Source organism: Agrobacterium tumefaciens str. B6 (assembly GCF_001541315.1).
Lineage (GTDB): Bacteria > Pseudomonadota > Alphaproteobacteria > Rhizobiales > Rhizobiaceae > Agrobacterium > Agrobacterium radiobacter.
The window spans coordinates 183,746-201,277 of the sequence record NZ_LMVK01000023.1; the positions used below are offsets into that span (position 1 = coordinate 183,746).

13 protein-coding genes are annotated in these 17,532 nt (G+C 58.8%); 7 read left to right on the forward strand and 6 right to left on the reverse strand.

The genetic code is table 11. The features are described 5' to 3' along the window. Window positions 1–184 precede the first annotated feature (184 nt). The 5 genes from ASB65_RS16960 to ASB65_RS16980 all read left to right on the forward strand — a co-directional run bounded on the left by ASB65_RS16960 (window position 185) and on the right by ASB65_RS16980 (window position 7,544). A complete protein-coding gene (locus ASB65_RS16960) occupies window positions 185–1,141 on the forward strand; it encodes a hypothetical protein (protein ID WP_003506352.1) in 957 nt (318 codons plus the stop codon). 151 nt (window positions 1,142–1,292) lie between these two features. Continuing rightward, complete coding sequence (locus tag ASB65_RS16965; RefSeq protein ID WP_060724776.1) at window positions 1,293–3,311, forward strand: hypothetical protein; 2,019 nt, start codon at window positions 1,293–1,295, stop codon at window positions 3,309–3,311. Window positions 3,312–3,392: 81 nt separating this feature from the next. Continuing rightward, window positions 3,393–5,597: a type I secretion system permease/ATPase gene (locus tag ASB65_RS16970; protein ID WP_060724777.1), complete on the forward strand. Its 2,205-nt coding sequence runs from the start codon at window positions 3,393–3,395 to the stop codon at window positions 5,595–5,597. Window positions 5,598–5,605: 8 nt separating this feature from the next. Beyond that, window positions 5,606–6,964, forward strand: coding sequence for an HlyD family type I secretion periplasmic adaptor subunit (locus ASB65_RS16975; RefSeq protein WP_003506347.1), 1,359 nt, complete (start codon window positions 5,606–5,608; stop codon window positions 6,962–6,964). Between the two features lie 85 nt (window positions 6,965–7,049). After that, window positions 7,050–7,544: a hypothetical protein gene (locus tag ASB65_RS16980; protein ID WP_003506345.1), complete on the forward strand. Its 495-nt coding sequence runs from the start codon at window positions 7,050–7,052 to the stop codon at window positions 7,542–7,544. On the opposite strand, the gene ASB65_RS16985 is transcribed toward ASB65_RS16980, so the two are convergent. The 4 genes from ASB65_RS16985 to ASB65_RS17000 all read right to left on the reverse strand — a co-directional run bounded on the left by ASB65_RS16985 (window position 7,541) and on the right by ASB65_RS17000 (window position 12,118). Next, window positions 7,541–8,809 (reverse strand): O-antigen ligase family protein, encoded by a 1,269-nt coding sequence (locus ASB65_RS16985; RefSeq protein WP_060724778.1) that lies wholly within the window; start codon window positions 8,807–8,809, stop codon window positions 7,541–7,543. The genes ASB65_RS16980 and ASB65_RS16985 overlap by 4 nt on opposite strands. Window positions 8,810–8,816: 7 nt before the next feature. Continuing rightward, window positions 8,817–10,076, reverse strand: coding sequence for a polysaccharide biosynthesis/export family protein (locus tag ASB65_RS16990; RefSeq protein WP_003506340.1), 1,260 nt, complete (start codon window positions 10,074–10,076; stop codon window positions 8,817–8,819). Window positions 10,077–10,270: 194 nt separating this feature from the next. Beyond that, entirely contained in the window at window positions 10,271–10,951 is a 681-nt protein-coding gene (locus ASB65_RS16995; RefSeq protein WP_003506336.1) for a sugar transferase, read from the reverse strand. A gap of 618 nt (window positions 10,952–11,569) precedes the next feature. Next, the gene (locus ASB65_RS17000; protein WP_060724779.1) at window positions 11,570–12,118 is read right to left on the reverse strand and encodes a cupin domain-containing protein; all 549 of its coding nucleotides are present in this window, start codon (window positions 12,116–12,118) and stop codon (window positions 11,570–11,572) included. A 145-nt stretch (window positions 12,119–12,263) separates the two neighbouring features. Here ASB65_RS17000 and ASB65_RS17005 point away from each other — a divergent pair, with 145 nt between their 5' ends. Next, window positions 12,264–13,598, forward strand: coding sequence for an aspartate aminotransferase family protein (locus ASB65_RS17005; protein ID WP_060724780.1), 1,335 nt, complete (start codon window positions 12,264–12,266; stop codon window positions 13,596–13,598). 143 nt (window positions 13,599–13,741) lie between these two features. Further along, window positions 13,742–15,562, forward strand: coding sequence for a methyl-accepting chemotaxis protein (locus tag ASB65_RS17010; protein WP_060724781.1), 1,821 nt, complete (start codon window positions 13,742–13,744; stop codon window positions 15,560–15,562). A 98-nt stretch (window positions 15,563–15,660) separates the two neighbouring features. On the opposite strand, the gene ASB65_RS17015 is transcribed toward ASB65_RS17010, so the two are convergent. Together ASB65_RS17015 and ASB65_RS17020 are read right to left on the reverse strand one after the other, a co-directional pair. Next, window positions 15,661–16,446: a L,D-transpeptidase gene (locus ASB65_RS17015; protein WP_003506330.1), complete on the reverse strand. Its 786-nt coding sequence runs from the start codon at window positions 16,444–16,446 to the stop codon at window positions 15,661–15,663. A gap of 19 nt (window positions 16,447–16,465) precedes the next feature. Then, window positions 16,466–17,521, reverse strand: a complete 1,056-nt coding sequence (locus ASB65_RS17020; RefSeq protein WP_060724782.1) for a L,D-transpeptidase family protein — start codon at window positions 17,519–17,521, stop codon at window positions 16,466–16,468. Window positions 17,522–17,532: the final 11 nt, after the last annotated feature.

Sequence of the window (17,532 nt, forward strand, 5' to 3'; positions counted from 1 at the left end):
GAGTAGCGCACAAGGGCTGAACGAAAAGAGCCCGGTCACGGGTCAATACCGAACCGCAGATGATGCGTACCGAGTGCATCTGCAAAACCTCAATCTTAATGCTACCCGGAGCAAGCGCGAAAAAATCCCGTTTGAGATGAGAGGGATTTCGAAAGCTGCTCCGAGCTTTTCGGAGGAAATCGAAATGGGTTATAATCCAAAGTCCGGCGACGATATCACCAAGATCGGCGCGCTTTCCGATGGTTTTGCCAACACGGCGACCAACGACGCCAAGGTGGAAGACAGCAACGTCGGTACCGCAAACGGTGAAAACCGCAACAACGACAACAGCGACAACAGCACCAATGTGGATGTTGACGCCAAGGTCGATGTTTCCGCCAATAACGGTGACAATCGCGACAACGACTATGACTGGAGCTATGACAGCAAGTCCTATAGCGACAACGACACGAGCACCAAGACGAGCACCGAAACCAACACCGATATCAAGGTCGACTACGACTGGAGCTATGAAAGCAAGTCGTACAGCGACAACGACACCAATGTGAAGACCATTACGGATACGGACACGAAGACGTCCAACTATTCCGACAACGACACCTCCACCAAGACCACAACGACCTCCGACAGCTTCAACTCCGCTGACAGTTTCTACAAGTCGGATGACGACTTCGGCAACATCACGGGCGTCAAGGATGTCGGCAATCTCGGCATCGCCGGCGGAGACCTCACCTTCAACCTCGGTGACGACTTCTCCTTCACGCTGGACGTTGACAACATCCTCAACGGCTCGCTCAATGGCGACGGCAACGACACCGGCTTCAGCATGGTGCAGGCCAACCACCTGGCAGATCAGGATGAGGCCTATGACATCAAGATGCAGAATGGCGGTGCGGAAAACCATCTGAGCGCCAATGCCGGTGACGCCTTCGGCGCCGAAGGCATCGACGGCAAGGGATGGGACCTCAAGGCCGGCGACGACGCCGCAGGTACCAGCACTGCAGATGCATCGGCAATCCTTGCAAATTCCGGCTTCCATCTGGAACTGGTGCAGGGTGCCAACATGCTCTCCAACGCAGTTGACGCCACGATCACAGGCGGTAACTCGCATGTTTCTGACGTCGGTGAGGATCACTCCTGATACCCACCTCTTGACGAAAAGAGCTGCACCGGCACCCGCCGGTGCAGTTCGCGGTTGAAGGACCGGGTTTGCGTAAAACGAAGCACCGCCTCTGAGACGTGTGCCATGCGCAGCCCCAGGCTCTGCCGCGATGATCAGGGAGGGACCTCCAATGCATATCGACAAGATTTCGGACATGATTGCGCATTTCATCGGCCTGTTCGACACGGTGATCGAGGATGCGCGTCTGAGAACCAACTATAGCGAGGGCCCGGCACGTTCTGATCCGGACCGCCTGCCGGACGATGAAGCGGCAAAGCTGCTCGACAAGAACTACGACGTGCCGCTGCAGGACTACGACCCCGGCGTCAAATACAGCGCCGGCTATTATGATTTTGACTATATCCGACCGCATTTCGCCCGCGCTGTCGAATACGACATGCAGCAGCTTGCAAATGCCATTCCGGTCGATATTTCCGCCGCACATTTCCGCTTCCCGGGCCGCCTTTCCTTTGAGGAAGAATATGAACTGGTGGTTCACCCCGGCCCCGGCTCGGTCATCGCGCATGTAGCGCAGGTCAATATTCTTCAGGACGACGACTATCTGAACATGACTGATGGCCCCTATGTGTGGCGCGACACCAGCTTCGTGACAGAGCGTACCGTCGAGTTCTACAATGAAGCAGCTATCTTTACGCCTTTTTCCGTTTTCCAGCGCACCGATAGTTACGATGCGCTGCAGGCGCTCGCCAAATCCGCACACGACTATATCGACCATGCCCGTGAAAACGATGTCACCTCTCTTGGCACCGGTGCGGACCAGGATTTCGTTCTGGCCGGCAACGATATCGACGGTCTTTACGTCAATGGCTCGACAGCCAGCGAAAAGCCGATGCTTGATGACTACATGCCCGATCGCGGTATCGCCAAGCCGCCGGAAGAGCCGGAAAAGAGCGATGTTTCGCTGCATGAGGATAGCCCGGCCGGCAACAGCCTTGATGTCGCCGCAGGCGCCAACGTCGTCGCCAACATCGCTACTCTGGTCAATACAGGCGTCATGACTTCGGTGACCGCCGTCATGGGCGATTATCATCAGATCGACGCCATCACCCAGGCCTATATCTATAGCGACCGGGACGAGATCGACTCCGTGTTCACACACTCGGAAGATCAGGCGGCGACGGTTGCCTTCAACATCGCCAGCTTCGAGCGCACCATCTATCCCGGCGCGGAAAACGCCGCAGCGGACAGCCAGGAAACGGGCGCCCCCCCAATATTCCCCACCGCCTGGCGTGTCAGCGTGCTGGAAGGCGACGTTTCCTTCGTGCACTGGATCGAGCAATACCAGTTCGTCAGCGACAACGACACGATGACGATAACCACCTCGGGCGCTACCGTCAGTCTGCTGACGGGCGGCAACGCCGCGCTCAACATTGCGAATTTCCTCGGCATCGGCATGCAATACGACCTGATCATCGTCGGCGGCAATGTGCTGGACATGAACCTGATCAGCCAGATCGCCGTGCTTTACGACAATGACTGGGCGCGCGCCAATCCCGATGCGCCTGATGGCGCCACCATCCAGTCCGGCAACAACCTTCTGTGGAACGATGCCGCCATTCACAATGTTGGCAGCAACGACCGTTTTGAAACCATGCCTGACTACATGACGCAGACGGTCAACGCGATCAACGCGCGCGACCCCAACATGCCGGATGCGCTGGCTCATGACGTCAATTTCGCCGGCTATGAGGGGTTGAACGTCCTCTATATCACCGGCAATCTTTATGATGTCAGCATCATCAAGCAGGTGAGCGTGCTGGGCGATTCCGACGACGTGACGCAGGCAGCCGCCAAGGTTCTCGAAAACAACGATGACGCCACCGTCCACATCGATACCGGCAGCAACGCCGTCGTCAATCTGGCGCAGATCGTCGATTACGACAGCTTTGGCTCCACCACCTATGTCGCCGGCGGCGTTTATTCCGATGCCATCCTTATTCAGGGCGGCATCATCGAAAACGACACGTCGCAACCCCAGCAGGGTCAGCTGGCAAACGAGGTCATCGCCTTTCTTCACGACGATCCCGCCACCATCGAAAACGAATCCGATGGCGTCATCAATGCCGGTCACGACCTGTCATGGTCGAACGGACATTCGGCCGACGTCATGCAGGCGGTGACCGCGTAGATTTGGCTGACGGGGCGACAATCGCGTCCCGTCACGGCCGAACCGCAAACACCGTGAGATCACCGAGGGGACCGATAAAAAATGGATCATATTTCAAGAAAAACCATTGCCGACGGACGCTCGCTGGATTTGCCGCTGGATCAGGAGGCGGAAGACAGCAAACTGACGGACGCCTGTATTTCAGCCATCAATGAAGCCGTCGAAAACCTGCGCCAATTATCCGGCGCGGAACAGGCCGCAAAAACCATTTCATCACCAACGCAGATCATTCCCCCACAATCTCTTCCCCAACCTCATGCAAAAACAGAACAGGCGGAACAGCTGCGCGACGTTCCCCCGGAAAAGCCGGCGCCTCAGCAGGACCGGCAACCCGTCTCCCCGCCGGAACCACATGCCAAGATCGACAATACCGACCTGCCTTTCGTCAAGACCATCGATAACAATGAGGGGCCGATCCGTGAAAACGAGCGCCGACCGGTAACGGGTGGTGGCGGCAAGGAACCGACGGACAATGGCGGTGGTGGCGGCGGCGGTGGTGGTGGCGGAAGCAAGAGCGGTTTCCATAAGCGCAGCGAGCCGATCAACTTCGCCGCAAGTCTCGCCAAGGGCATCGCCGCCGTGCGACGCAACATGGTGGTGGTGATGCTGTTCACCGTCGCCATCAACGTCCTGCTGCTCGCCATCCCCCTTTATCTGTTCCAGATTTCCGACCGAGTATTGACCAGCCGCTCGATGGATACGCTTGTCATGCTGACTGTTGCCGTGCTCGGCGCGGTTCTGCTGCAGGCCTTCATGGACGCCATCCGCCGCTTCATCCTGATGCGAACCGCCGTCGAACTTGAGGTACAGCTTGGCGCGCCAATCCTTTCGGCCGCCGCCCGCGCCTCCCTGCATGGCAGCGGCAAGGACTACCAGACATTGCAGGACTTGCAGCAATTGCGTTCGTTCATCACCTCCGGCACCCTCATCGCCTTTCTCGACGCACCGCTGATGCCGCTTTTTATCGTGGTGGTCTATCTCGTCCATCCGCATCTCGGCATCATCATCATGGTCTGCTGCGCCGTGCTGTTCATTATCGCCTGGTTGAATCAGCGCTTCACCGCGAGACAGTTTTCCGAGGCGTCCGGTTATCTCAGCCGCGCCAATTTCCACCTCGACTCCATGTCGCGCAATTCGCAGATCATCAATGCGCTGGCGATGATACCGGAAGCGGTGAAGATGTGGGGGCGCGAAACCGCAGGGTCCCTGAAATCTCATGTCGCGGCGCAGGATCGCAACATCATGTTCTCGGGCGTTTCCAAGGCGGCGCGCATGATCACCCAGGTGGCGCTGCTTGGCTGGGGCGCGCATCTGTCGCTATCAGGTGAACTGACCGGCGGCATGGTGATTGCGGCCTCCATCATTTCCGGCCGTGCGCTGGCGCCCATCGAAGGGGCAATCGAGGGCTGGCACCAATTCAACAAATCGGCCGCCGCCTATGGCCGCATTAAGCAGCTTCTCGTCAATTCGCCGCTGAATTTCCCGCGCCTGCGCCTGCCCAATCCGGAAGGGCGTCTCGACGTGGAGCGCATCCTCTTCGTGCCGCCGCCGCAGAAGAAGGTGATCCTGAACGGCATCTCCTTTTCGCTGAAAAAGGGGGAATCGCTTGCCATCATCGGCAATTCCGGCTCCGGCAAGACGACGCTCGGCAAGATGCTGGTCGGCTCGATCCTGCCTACTTCAGGCAATGTGCGCCTCGACCTCATGGATCTGCGTAACTGGGACCAGCGGCAGTTCGGTGAAAGCATCGGCTATCTGCCGCAGGACGTGCAGCTTTTTCCGGGCACCATCAAGGCCAATATCTGCCGCATGCGCGACGATATCGAGGACCGGCAGATTTACGAGGCAGCGGTGCTGGCCGATGTGCATGAGCTGATCGCCGGTTTTCCGCAGGGCTATGAGACCGTGGTCGCCGCCGACGGCGCGCCGCTTTCCGGCGGCCAGAAACAGCGCATCGCGCTTGCCCGCGCCTTCTTCGGCGACCCCAAATTCGTGGTGCTGGACGAGCCGAACTCCAACCTGGATACGCAGGGCGAACAGGCGCTGGCCAAAGCCCTGCTGCACGCCAAAAGACAGGGCATCACCACCGTCACCATCACCCAGCGCCCGGCGCTTCTTCAATGCGTCGACAAGATCATGGTGCTGAAGGACGGATCGGTCGCCATGTTCGGCGAAAGGATGGATGTGCTGAAGGCGCTTTCCGGCAATGGCCGCCCGGCCAGCCAGTCCCCGCAGATCGAGGGTTGAGGACCGTCATGTTCAAGAAGAAAAACGCCGTTGCCGAAATCAAACCCCAGGGCCAGCTCGAATGGTATAGCGAAGTGCCGCGCTCGATCCGCCTGCATAGTTCGATCGGTCTTGCCGTGCTGCTCGCTTCCTTCGGTGGTTTCGGATTTTGGGCCGGCACGGCACCGCTCTCCTCTGCCATCATCGCCCAGGGTAGTTTCGTCGCCACCGGTAACAACAAGGTCGTCCAGCATCTCGAAGGCGGCATCATCAAGGAAATGATGATCAGCGAAGGTGAGACAGTCAAGGAAGGCGACGTTCTTCTGACGCTGGACAAGACGACGGCACTTGCCAATGAACGCATGTTGCAGATGAGACGGCTTCGCCTCGAAACCATCGTCACGCGCCTGCGCGCCGAAGCGCAGGGGGAAAAGGGCTTCAAGGTGCCTGATATCGTCATGAAGGAAGCCGGCGATCCTGACATCAACGCCATCATCCAGAGCCAGAACATCGTGTTCCACAGCAAGCTCGTCAAGCTGGAGGAACAGCTCAACCTGATCGACAAGAACATCCGGTCGCTGGAGTTCCGCTATGCGGGTTATGACGGACAAAAACAGTCCTTCGACCGGCAACTGGCGCTTTTGACGCAGGAGCGCGATTCCAAGGAGAGGCTCGCGAAGGATGGCGTCATTCGCAAGACCGACATGCTGGCGCTGGAGCGCGCCATTGCCGATGTGATGGGTGACATCGCCCGGCTGAGCGGCGAAATGAACCAGAGTGAGGCGGAGATCGCCAAGTTCAGGCAGGAAGCGATCATCGCCGTCAACGCCAACAAGCAGGCGGCGCTCGACGCGCTGGAAATTGCTGAATCCGATCTAGACAGCGTACGCGAACAGGTGCGCGGCGCAGCCGAAGTGCTGGAACGCACCATCATCCGCTCTCCCGTCAACGGCACCGTGGTACGCGCCTATTATCACACGCCTGGGGGCGTCATCACGACAGGCAAGCCGATCATGGAAATCCTGCCCGCCCATGTTCCCCTCATCCTCGAGGCACAGGTGCTCAGGACCTCCATCGACCAGCTGCATGAGGGGCAGACCGCCGCGATCCGCCTCTCGGCACTCGACCGCCGCACCACGCCGGTTCTGAATGGGAAGGTTTTCTACGTTTCAGCCGATAGCATCGAGGAAAATGCCGGCCTGCAGGTCAAGGACGTCTATATCGTGCGCGTCCAGATACCTGACGAAGAGATCGCCAAGGTCCATAATTTCCATCCCGTGCCCGGCATGCCCGCCGACGTGCTGATCCAGACCTCGGAGCGTACCTTCTTCGAATATCTGACCAAGCCGATCTCCGACAGCATGTCCCGCGCCTTCAAGGAAAGATGAAGAGATAACAGGGATTTACACTGTCAATCCTGCCCCTGTCGGCATATAATGCCCGTATAATTCTTTTGGGGTGGGAGAAGCGGGCATGGCGGTGATGTCGGACGTATTGCTGCTGGTCGGCAGGCTGAATTACGTGTGGACCAACACCGAAAGCCTGATGATCTATCTGATCGTCCATCTCCTGAAAGTGGAGAAGGAAGCGGCCATCGTCGTATTCCTGACCCTCAACACCACGCGGGCGCGTATGGATCTCATCGAGCGCCTGGCGAAGCTTCCCTCCACCGATGCGAAGGATCGCAAGACGATCCTCTCCATCATGGCGCGGCTGAAGAAGGAAGCGAAGACGCGCAACAAATACAATCACTGCATCTATTCCTTCGACGAGAAGGGCGAAATCGCCAGCACACAGCTGATGCGGCTGGTGGAGGACGACAGCCAGGTGCGTTACGGCAAGGTCGAGCGCATGGACGAGAAGGAAATCGGCCAGCTGGAAAAATCGATCGCCGATATCGTCGAGGTCAGCAAGGACATGTGGAGTTTCATCCACGCCAGTCCGCATGTCTCGGCGGATTATCTCTAGGCTCTCGTCTGTAACCGCATGCCGATCGCCGGGTGAGGCTCGCTACCCTCTGCGGCCCTTGCCGGGAGGCACAGTTTCCCGGCTGCGAAATAAAGCAGGAACGAACCGATCTGGTAGGGGAAGATGATGTCGATCTCCACGAAGGAACGCACGACAAACAGGGCGCAGATTGCAAACAGGATGACGCCTTGCGGGTCGCTCTTGCGCATCAGCACCGAGCGCAGATGCCCGAGCAAAGTTCCGTAAAGCACCATGGCAAGCAGGAGCATGCCAACGAATCCGTTTTCCACCACGGTTTCGATATAGGTATTATGGAAGTGGAAGCCGGTGCGGCCGGTAATGAAGAAATCGTTCCAGAGGCGTTCGGCATCGGGAAAACCCGCGACCCAGAACCCCTGATAACCAACGCCGAGGATTGGCGTCTGTTTCGCCGCCTCGATGCCCTGCTGCCAGAGATAGGTTCGGCCGGTCAGCGTCGAATCCTTGCCGAAAATGCCGAGAATGGCGTCGAGCAGGCCGAATTGCAGGGAAGCGACCACCAGCAATGCGCCGAGTCCACCGAGCGCGAAAAATGTCATCTTTCTGTTCGCCGGCGAAAGCATGCCGATGGGAATGAAGCCGATGATGAGGGCGACCACCGCCGCCGTGGTAATAGTGGATGTGGCCGATTGCGACGCAAGGAGGCTATAGGCCGACAGGAGCCCGGTGACGCCGGCAATCGGCAGCCAGATGCCCCTTTGCTTGAGCACCAGCACCGACGCGGCGGCAAAGATGACGCCGAGCGAGGCATAAAAGCCGAGCTGGTTCTTGGAGGAGAAAGCGCCGACGAAACTATAGGTGCCGTCAAGCGCATCAAAGAGGTAGATGCCGAACAGCAGCGAATAGAGCAGAACGACGGCGATGCCGATAAGCGCGCCACGCGTCAGCGTTCGGATCGAGATCACCCGCATCGCGATCAGCGCGCAGACGATATGCGTCATATACTGGATGGAGGCGCGCATGGTCACCGACGCAGCTTCCGACCAGAAGCTAGACAGAACGGTCAAAATGCCGAAGGCGAAAATCCACAAATAACGCGGATAGTTGCCGAGCACGCGCCGGTAATCGACCACCACCAGCGGCAGCCACATGCCATAATAGGCCAGAACCGAGATTTGCCCGAAACGCGACGAATAGGCGAAAACGAAGAATGACAGCGCAACCGCCGTCATTCCGTAGATTTCATTGCGTTCGGGATCGATCAGCGCCGATTTGGCGATCCGCATGAAAACCTCACTGCATCAGGATTTCGGACGAGACCTTGATGACGTCGCCGGGCTGGAGAAGTGCGTTTTCATCCACCTTCACTTCCTTCGGCTTGCCGTTTTCCTCACGCACCACGACATAGCTGATCGTCGCGGACTTGCCCGACGGATCGAAACGGATCGCTTCGGCCGATTGCGCCAGTGCTTCCGACATCAATTCGCGGCTGGTGGTCAGCTGCAGATTGAGCTTGTCGAGTTCCGCTTCGGTGTCCTGCAATTCCTTGGAGCGCTGCGCCACCCAGTCGTTGCGCAGGTTGATCTCGTCCTGGGTTGCCTTGTTGATATCCTGCTTGGCGCGCAGCGACTGCGTATCGATATCAAGCAGGGTGGATTCCACCTCCGCCGCACGTTCTTCCGCAGAAATACGCCGCTGCGACAACGCAAGCCCCTGCTCGTTCAGCCGGTTGACGCGGTCGCGGTCCTCATTGGCAAGCTGCAGCTGGCGGTTCTGTGTCTCTGATTTCTTCTTCAGGGATTCAACTTCGCTCTGCAAAAGCGCATGCAGGTCGGTCAGCGCCTTGAGCTGCAGGGTGTAACGGTCGGTTCGCGATTTCATCAGCGCGCTTTCGCTGGCCAGCAGCACGTCGATCTCACTGATTTTTTCCATTTCAGGCGTCTTGGCGATGGTCGTGTCACCCTTGACCTCGGCCACCAGCCGCGCCTGACGCGCGAGCAGCCTTGCCCGCTGGTTGTCGTAAACCGCGGCATCGCCACGGGCATTGATGAAGTCACGGGCAAAACGTTGCCCGGCGTCGGAGCGTCGCAGGCCGCCGGCAAGGCTGACGGCCTTCAGCACGGTAAGATTGGCGGCATAGGGATATTCACCCGGCGTCTGCACATCACCGCTCAGAAAGATCGGCCGGAACTGGGCGATTTCGACGGAGGCAGAAGGCAGGTTGCGAAGGGCGAACTTGCTCTGAAGCTGCGCGCCGATCTGTTCGCTGACCTCCGAGGGCGTCTTGCCCGCGACATCCAGCTGCCCGATGAAAGGCAGAGACAACGCACCAGACGGGCCGACGGAATAATCGCCGTTGATGACGTCCCAGTTGCGGATGCTGCCATCGGCCGGCTGCCACTCGGCAACGCGGATACGCAGTTTGTCGGCGGTACCGAGCTTATATTGAGCGCCATCCGCAGCCAGTGCGGAGAGCGGCGCGGCAAGGGCGACGGAAGCGGCAAGAACGAGGGCCACAAACGGGCGGTGGGCGGCAGCAATAAGGCCGTTCATCGGGAAACTCCCTGTTAGCGGATCGCCATGCAGGCGGTCCGGCCGTCGCGCAACCGGGCAAGGCCGGCTGCGCAGCGCCGCAAAAAGCGGCCGGTATGATTAGCACCAATGACGCACCCAAAGACCGGACTTGGGATCCCGGTCGGGGTGCGTGTCGAAACGAAGATCGATAAAGCCGAACTCAATATCGGTTTTCAGTAGCTTCCGCGTGAAAGGCACACGGCGGGAATGGTCTTGACGATGATGAAGACATCCTGCCGCATCGACCAGTTCTGGACATATTGCGTGTCGAAAGCGACGCGGGTCTTGTAGGATACGTCGTTACGGCCGCTGATCTGCCACAGGCCGGTCAGGCCTGGACGGGTGCTGAGATAATAAGCGGCAGCACTTTCATAATAGCTCAGTTCCTCATCGACGACCGGGCGTGGGCCAACCACGCTCATTTCGCCGCGGATGATGTTGAGGAGCTGCGGCAGTTCGTCAAGCGAGAGCTTGCGCAGCACGGCGCCGACGGCCGTAACACGCGGATCGTTCTTGAGCTTGCGGGTTGCGCGCCATTCTTCGGCGGCTTCCGGATTGGCAGCAAGATATTGCCGCAGAATCTCATCGCCGTTCATCGCCATCGTCCTGAATTTCAGGCAATGGAAATAGCGGCCATTATGTCCCACACGCCGGTGGCCATAAAAGATCGGGCCGGGATCAGACAATTTCACCAGCGCGGCGATCAACAGGAATATCGGGCTGAAGATGAGCAGCGCAAGTGCAGCCGATGTCATATCGAAGCTGCGTTTTGCGATGCCCCCGATAGGGAAACTGACATCGAAATCTTCGGAGCTGCTGAGTGTCTGTTCAGCCGATTGGGTCGCGGACTTCATAGAGAGAACTCCATTTATGTTTTGCGATTGGTCGGTGCCCGGAGGCGCGTCTTTCCGTCTAAAAGAGATAACAAGTCTGTGTTCGGAATTTGATGCTAATGGATTTTTTGTAAGGCACATTGCCCATAACCGTCTATGCGATTTCTTGCGCGAGCGGCCGATTAACGTCCGGGCAATATTAACGGTTGCATAAAAAAGCAACAAATGGGCGGGCGGCCATGTGTTGAGAGCATGGGTGTCGCGCCGGCATGTATTGGGTTTTGTGCCGTCTACAGTCTTTTCTTATGTGTTTCTTATGACTTGCGCAGATGAGACAGGAACGCCAAGAACAGACATGCCCGTAAAAGACTATTAAAGTTTGTTGCAGCGCAGCAAGATTGTGGCAATGCATATAAAATTTGACATATTGGCTGGGATTTTTTTGTCTGACATTGCCACTGCGCCAATAAAAAACGATGGAAAAATCGCAAGAAGGGCTCAAAGACGGCAAAATAGTGGCGCGACAGTGCATTCTGATCATGGCAGCTACGCAAAAATGCAAGAGCTGACAATCGAATTCTCTCCACCTCACCCTCTGAGCCGTTTCACGAGCGGCGCTAAGCGCCAAATCCGCTGGAATCAGAAGGTTGGCGGAGTGCAAGCGCTGATGACCTCGCACGGCACGGGACCCACACAACGGAATCGGTGCGGCCTGCGGCTTTCGAAATAATAGGCATCCCCCGGCCCGAGCACCCGCCTCTCATCATCGACCGTCACTTCCAGACGCCCGGAGAGAATGATGCCCCCCTCTTCCCCATCGTGAACCAGCGGCACCTTGCCGGTATCGGCGCCCGGCTGGTAACATTCCTTCAGGATTTGCAGGCTGCGGCCGAAAACATTTTCCCCTACCTGCCGGAAGGAGATCGGCCCCTTGCCGATTTCGACCAGTTCATCCGCCCGGTAAAAGGCCTTCCGGCTTGTCTCCGGCTCGAAAGCGAAAAACTCGGCAAGGCCGATCGGTATACCGTCAAGAATGCGCTTCAGCGCACCGACGGATGGATTGGAGGTGTTGGATTCGATCAGCGAAATCGTCGAATTGGTGACACCGGCACGTCTTGCCAGTTCCCGCTGGGAAATATTATGGCGCAGCCGCAAATACCGCAAACGTCCGCCTATATCCACCGACATGCCCGAGCCCCCGTTGCCCTTGTTCGAAATATCGAAAATCCATGTTGAGGCCTATAGCATTTTCAATGACTTGGACACAGAGAGAAAAGGGCTTGTTCAGTCGCAAAAATAGCTTTCAATCACCGGTAACGAACAGGAGACCACCATGGACAATCCGAGCCGATCCAATTCCGCCTCACTCGACAGCTACTGGATGCCGTTTACCGCCAACCGGCAGTTCAAGGCCAATCCCCGCCTGCTGACGAGCGCCGAAGGCATGTATTACACCAGCAATGACGGCCGCCAGGTTCTCGACGGCACGGCCGGCCTGTGGTGCGTCAATGCCGGCCACGGCCGCCACCAGATCGCCTCCGCCGTAAAGCACCAGCTTTCGACCATGGATTACGCACCCTCCTTCCAGATGGGACACCCGATTGCCTTTGAATTTGCCGAACGGCTGGCCGAAATCGCGCCCGGCCCGGAAGGAGCGAAGCTTGATCGCGTCTTCTACACGGGCTCCGGATCGGAATCGGTCGATACGGCGCTGAAGATCGCCATCGCCTATCAGCGTGCCATCGGCCAGGGCACCCGCAGCCGGCTGATTGGCCGTGAACGCGGTTATCATGGCGTCGGTTTCGGCGGTATCTCCGTGGGCGGCCTTGTCAACAATCGCCGCGTTTTCCCGCAGATCCCCGCAGACCATCTGCGCCACACGCATGATCCGGCGAAGAACAGCTTCGTCAAGGGTCAGCCCGAGCACGGCGCAGAGCTTGCGGACGATCTGGAACGCCTGGTCGCCCTGCATGGCGCGGAAACCATCGCCGCCTGCATCGTCGAACCCGTGGCCGGCTCCACCGGCGTGCTGGTGCCGCCGAAAGGTTATCTGGAACGCCTGCGCCCCATCTGCGACAAGCACGGCATTCTGCTGATTTTCGATGAGGTCATCACCGGTTTCGGCCGCATGGGCTCCACCTTCGCCAGCAACTATTTCGGCGTTACGCCAGATATCGTCACCACGGCCAAGGGCCTGACCAACGGCGCGATCCCCATGGGCGTGGTCTTCACCAGCCGCAAGGTGCATGATGCGCTGATGCATGGGCCGGAAAACCAGATCGAGTTGTTCCACGGCTATACCTATTCCGGCCACCCGGTCGCCTGCGCCGCCGGCATCGCGACGCTCGACATCTACCGCGATGAGGGCCTCTTCACCCGCGCGGCGGAGTTACAGGATGTCTGGCACGACGCCATCCACTCCCTGCAGGGCCTGCCCAACGTCATCGACATCCGCACCATCGGTTTCATCGCCGGTATCGAGCTGCAGTCACGCGAAGGTGCTGCCGGCGCACGCGCCTATGATGTCTTTACGGATTGCTTCGAGCGCGGCCTGCTTATTCGCGTCACCGGCGATATCATCGCCCTTTCACCGCCGCTGATCGCCGAAAAATCCCATTTCGACGATATTGTCTCAATCCTCGGCGATGCACTGAAACGCGCAAATTAAAGTATAAACTTCTAATAAAGCAAAGGCTGCAATAAAAATTGCAGCCTTTTTTTTGCTTTTATCAAGAGCAGAGCGAAATAGATCATTTATTAAGCATATTCTATTATTTTTTCACAGCATAACCAACAGCGCGGGAGCGTTCCATGGCGTCGATACAGCAGAAGACAATATTGGCAAGCGTCGCCATCTTTTTCATCGCCGGCAGCGCCACAGGTGTCGGCATGTGGGCAACGGAAACGCTCAACCGTAATAGCGAATATGTGGCGCTTTCGGCCCATGTACTTCGCAACCACATGCAAGCGGACATGATGCACGACGCGCTGCGTTCCGACGTGCTCGCCGCCATCCTTTCTTCCGATGAAGGGATGGGCCTGGAGCTGAATGCGGTAAAAGCCGATCTCGCGGAACATGAATCCACCTTCCGGCAAATGATCGAGGAAAACAGGTCTCTGTCAGCCGGTACGAACGTCAGGGCCGTCATCGACGGCGCCGAAAAACCGCTTCTTGCTTATATCGATGCCGCAAATGCGGTTGTCGGCCTTGCCGGCGCCCGTCAGGAAGAGGCTCTCAAACTGATGCCCGAATTCACGCGGCAATTTTCGGCGCTTGAAAAAGCGATGGAAACAGCCGGCGACCAGATCGAAGCCCTTTCCGACGCCGCCTCGGCCGAAAGCGAAAAGACCAAGGCGACCATCAACGTCGTTTTGAAGGGGCTGCTGGTTCTAGCCGTGCTTTTCTCCGCCGGACTTTTCCTCCTCACCCGCAAGTCAATCATCCTCCCCGTTCTGCAATTGTCGAAGAATATGGAAATCCTGGCGGCCGGCGATACGTCGCAACCGCCCTCCGGCACCGACCGCAGGGACGAGATCGGCTCCATGTCCGGCGCGGTCGAGATATTCCGGCAGGCAGCCATCGCCAACCGGGCGCTCGAAGAGCAGGCAGCTTCCGCCCGCCGGCAGGCGGAAGCCGACCAGGAGGAAACGCGGCGGCAGGCGGAGGAAGATGCTTCCGAGCGGCTGCGCATCGCCACCTCCGGCCTCGCGGCCGGCCTGAAGCGGCTCGCATCGGGTGATCTGGCCTTCCAGCTCGACGATGCCTTTGCCCCGCAATTTGAAGCCCTGCGCCACGATTTCAACAGCTCGGTGCGGCAACTGGCCGAAACGCTCTTCGCCATTTCCGATGGCATCGGCACCATCGACGGTAGCAGCCGCGAGATCGCCGCCGGCGCCGGCGATCTTTCCCGCCGCACGGAAAATCAGGCCGCCTCCCTTGAACAGACGGCCGCTGCGCTCGATGAAATCACGGTCAACGTGTCGAACGCCAACAAGCGCGCCGCAGAAGCAAGGCTCGCCGCCACAGACGCCAACGAAAGCGCGCTGAAATCGGTCGAAGTGGTCGGCCATGCCGAAGAGGCGATGCGCCGCATCGAGACCTCGTCGCGGCAGATCACCGGCATCATCGGCGTCATAGACGAGATCGCCTTCCAGACCAATCTTCTGGCGCTGAATGCTGGCGTTGAAGCCGCCCGCGCCGGCGAGGCCGGCAAGGGCTTTGCCGTGGTGGCGCAGGAGGTGCGCGATCTCGCCCAGCGCGCGGCAAAGGCCGCAAGTGAAATCCGCGATCATATCCGCCAGTCATCCGTCGAGGTGGAAAGCGGTGTGAAGCTGGTTCTCGATACCGGCACGGCGCTGAAGGATATCGGCGAACGCATTGCCGGCATCGACCGCCATATGAATGCGATAGCCACATCGGCCGCCGAACAATCGACCGGCCTTGCGGAGATCAACGCGGCCGTAAACTCGATGGATCACGCCACCCAGCAGAATGCGGCCATGGTGGAACAATCCACCGCCGCTTCCGCAACACTTGCCGCCGAAACGGCAAAGCTGCGCGCGCTGGTATCGCGTTTCCGTCTTGAGATGGAAATTACTGGCAGCCGGGAAGAGACACGCCGAGTTGCGTGAGAGCAATGGTGAAACGCGAGAACATCGCCTCGCATCATACAGTCCTTGAGGCGGGCCACCTCACGGCGCGCCTGCGCCGTGAGGTGAACGTTTCTTGATCAATAAGCCTGTGTCGGCTGCGACAGGCCGTCGCCGATCACGCCATTGCCGTATTGCGCCACGGGCACACCTTCCTGGCCGATCGGCACGCCCTGCTGCGCAGGGCCGAGTGCCGTCACGACGATCGGCGTACCGTCAGGCACGCGGTTATAAAGATCGATGATATCCTGATTCAGCAGGCGCACGCAGCCTGATGAGACCGACTTGCCGATGGTCCACCATTCAGGCGAGCCGTGCAGGCGGTAGATCGTATCCTTGCCATCCTTGAAGATATAGAGCGCACGCGCGCCGAGCGGGTTCTTGAGGCCCGGCTCCATACCGCCGTTACGGCTGCTATAGGGTTCCAGTTCCGGCTGGCGGGCGACCATTTCATCGGGCGGCGTCCAGCGCGGCCATTGACGCTTGTACTGAATGACGCCGCGGCCGGACCATTCGAAGCCTGCACGGCCGAGACCGACGCCATAGCGCATGGCCTGACCATTCTCATAGGTGAGATAGAGGAAATGATTGGCCGTATCGACCACGATGATGCCGGGGCGTTCACCGGTCGGGTTCGCCACCATCTGCCGCAGGAACTGGCGCGGAATCCGCTTATAGGGGATTTCCGGCAGCGGGAACTGCTCGTCAGGCCTCGGACCGTACATGGCGGCATACATCGGGTCTTCGGCAGGTGCCGCGGGCCGGGCGGCCTCACGCGCCGTTGTGTTGCAGCCCGCAAGGCCGGCAAGCGCCAGTCCACCTGCTCCAAGCAGGAAACCCCGCCGGGTCGTTGTCGTCTCGTTCAATTGAAAAACCTCATTTACGTCATCTCACGCTGGCAAAGGGATCTGCCAGCGCCGCCTCCGGGCGGCTGATAGGGTACTTCGTGCCGGAAACCTGCGATGCCATGGCCTTGGCGCCGCTGGATTTCAGAATGGCCCGAAAGCTTGGATGCATGCCGCCGTCCACATACGCGCTGAGGGGGGCAGAAGTTCCCTCGCTCATTGCAGCGGCAAGTTTTTGTTGCTCTTCACCGAGTTTCGACGCCACCAGCGGATCCTGCAGGTTGACGGCCGGCGGACACGCCGCCAGCGGATCGGCAGGCTCGCCGCCGGCAAATTCACTGTTGAAGACATAACGGCGGCCGCAGACGGAAACCTTGGGCTGCCGGCGCGTCACCTCGAAATAGTCGTAACCTTCCTTCAGCGTCTTCCAGAACGGCATGTTGGGATCATCCCGATGCGCCACCATATTCCGGGCGCTCATGCGGAAGGGATAGGCCTGCACCTGAAAGCGGTCCTGTCCGCCCTGCAATGCACGCGCGACGATAGCGTAAATCTCACCCACCTGGGCGTCCGTCATGGCGTAGCAGCCGGAAGAGGAGCAGGCGCCGTGCACCATCAGCGCCTCGCCGGTGTAACCGAGCGCCGATTCCAGCCGGTTGGGATAACCGAGATTGAAGGAAACGTAATATTGTGAGTTCGGGTTCAGCATGCCGGCCGAGACATGATAAAAACCTTCCGGCGCCTGCCGGTCACCAGTCTTCATCTTGGGGCCGAGCTTTCCCGACCAGCGGCACATGGGATAGGACTTGAGGAGCGCGTAATTTCCTGTCTTGTCGACCTTCCACACCTCGAGTTCGCTTTCCTGCTTGAAAATACGAACGAGGACCGGGCTTTCCGGGCGCATGCTCTTGGCCGACATCTGCGCCATCATCTTGGACGACAGTTTCGGCGGGTCTTTCTTGACACTGTCGAGGCCCATGGAGGTGCACGCCGCAAGACCGCCGCCGATCGCGACGACCGCAGCCATTCTTGCCCCTGCCTTTACCTTATGCCGCAACCCCGCAACCGCGAAATCCAGCAATGCCTGCATGCCCATGGATTGTTCTG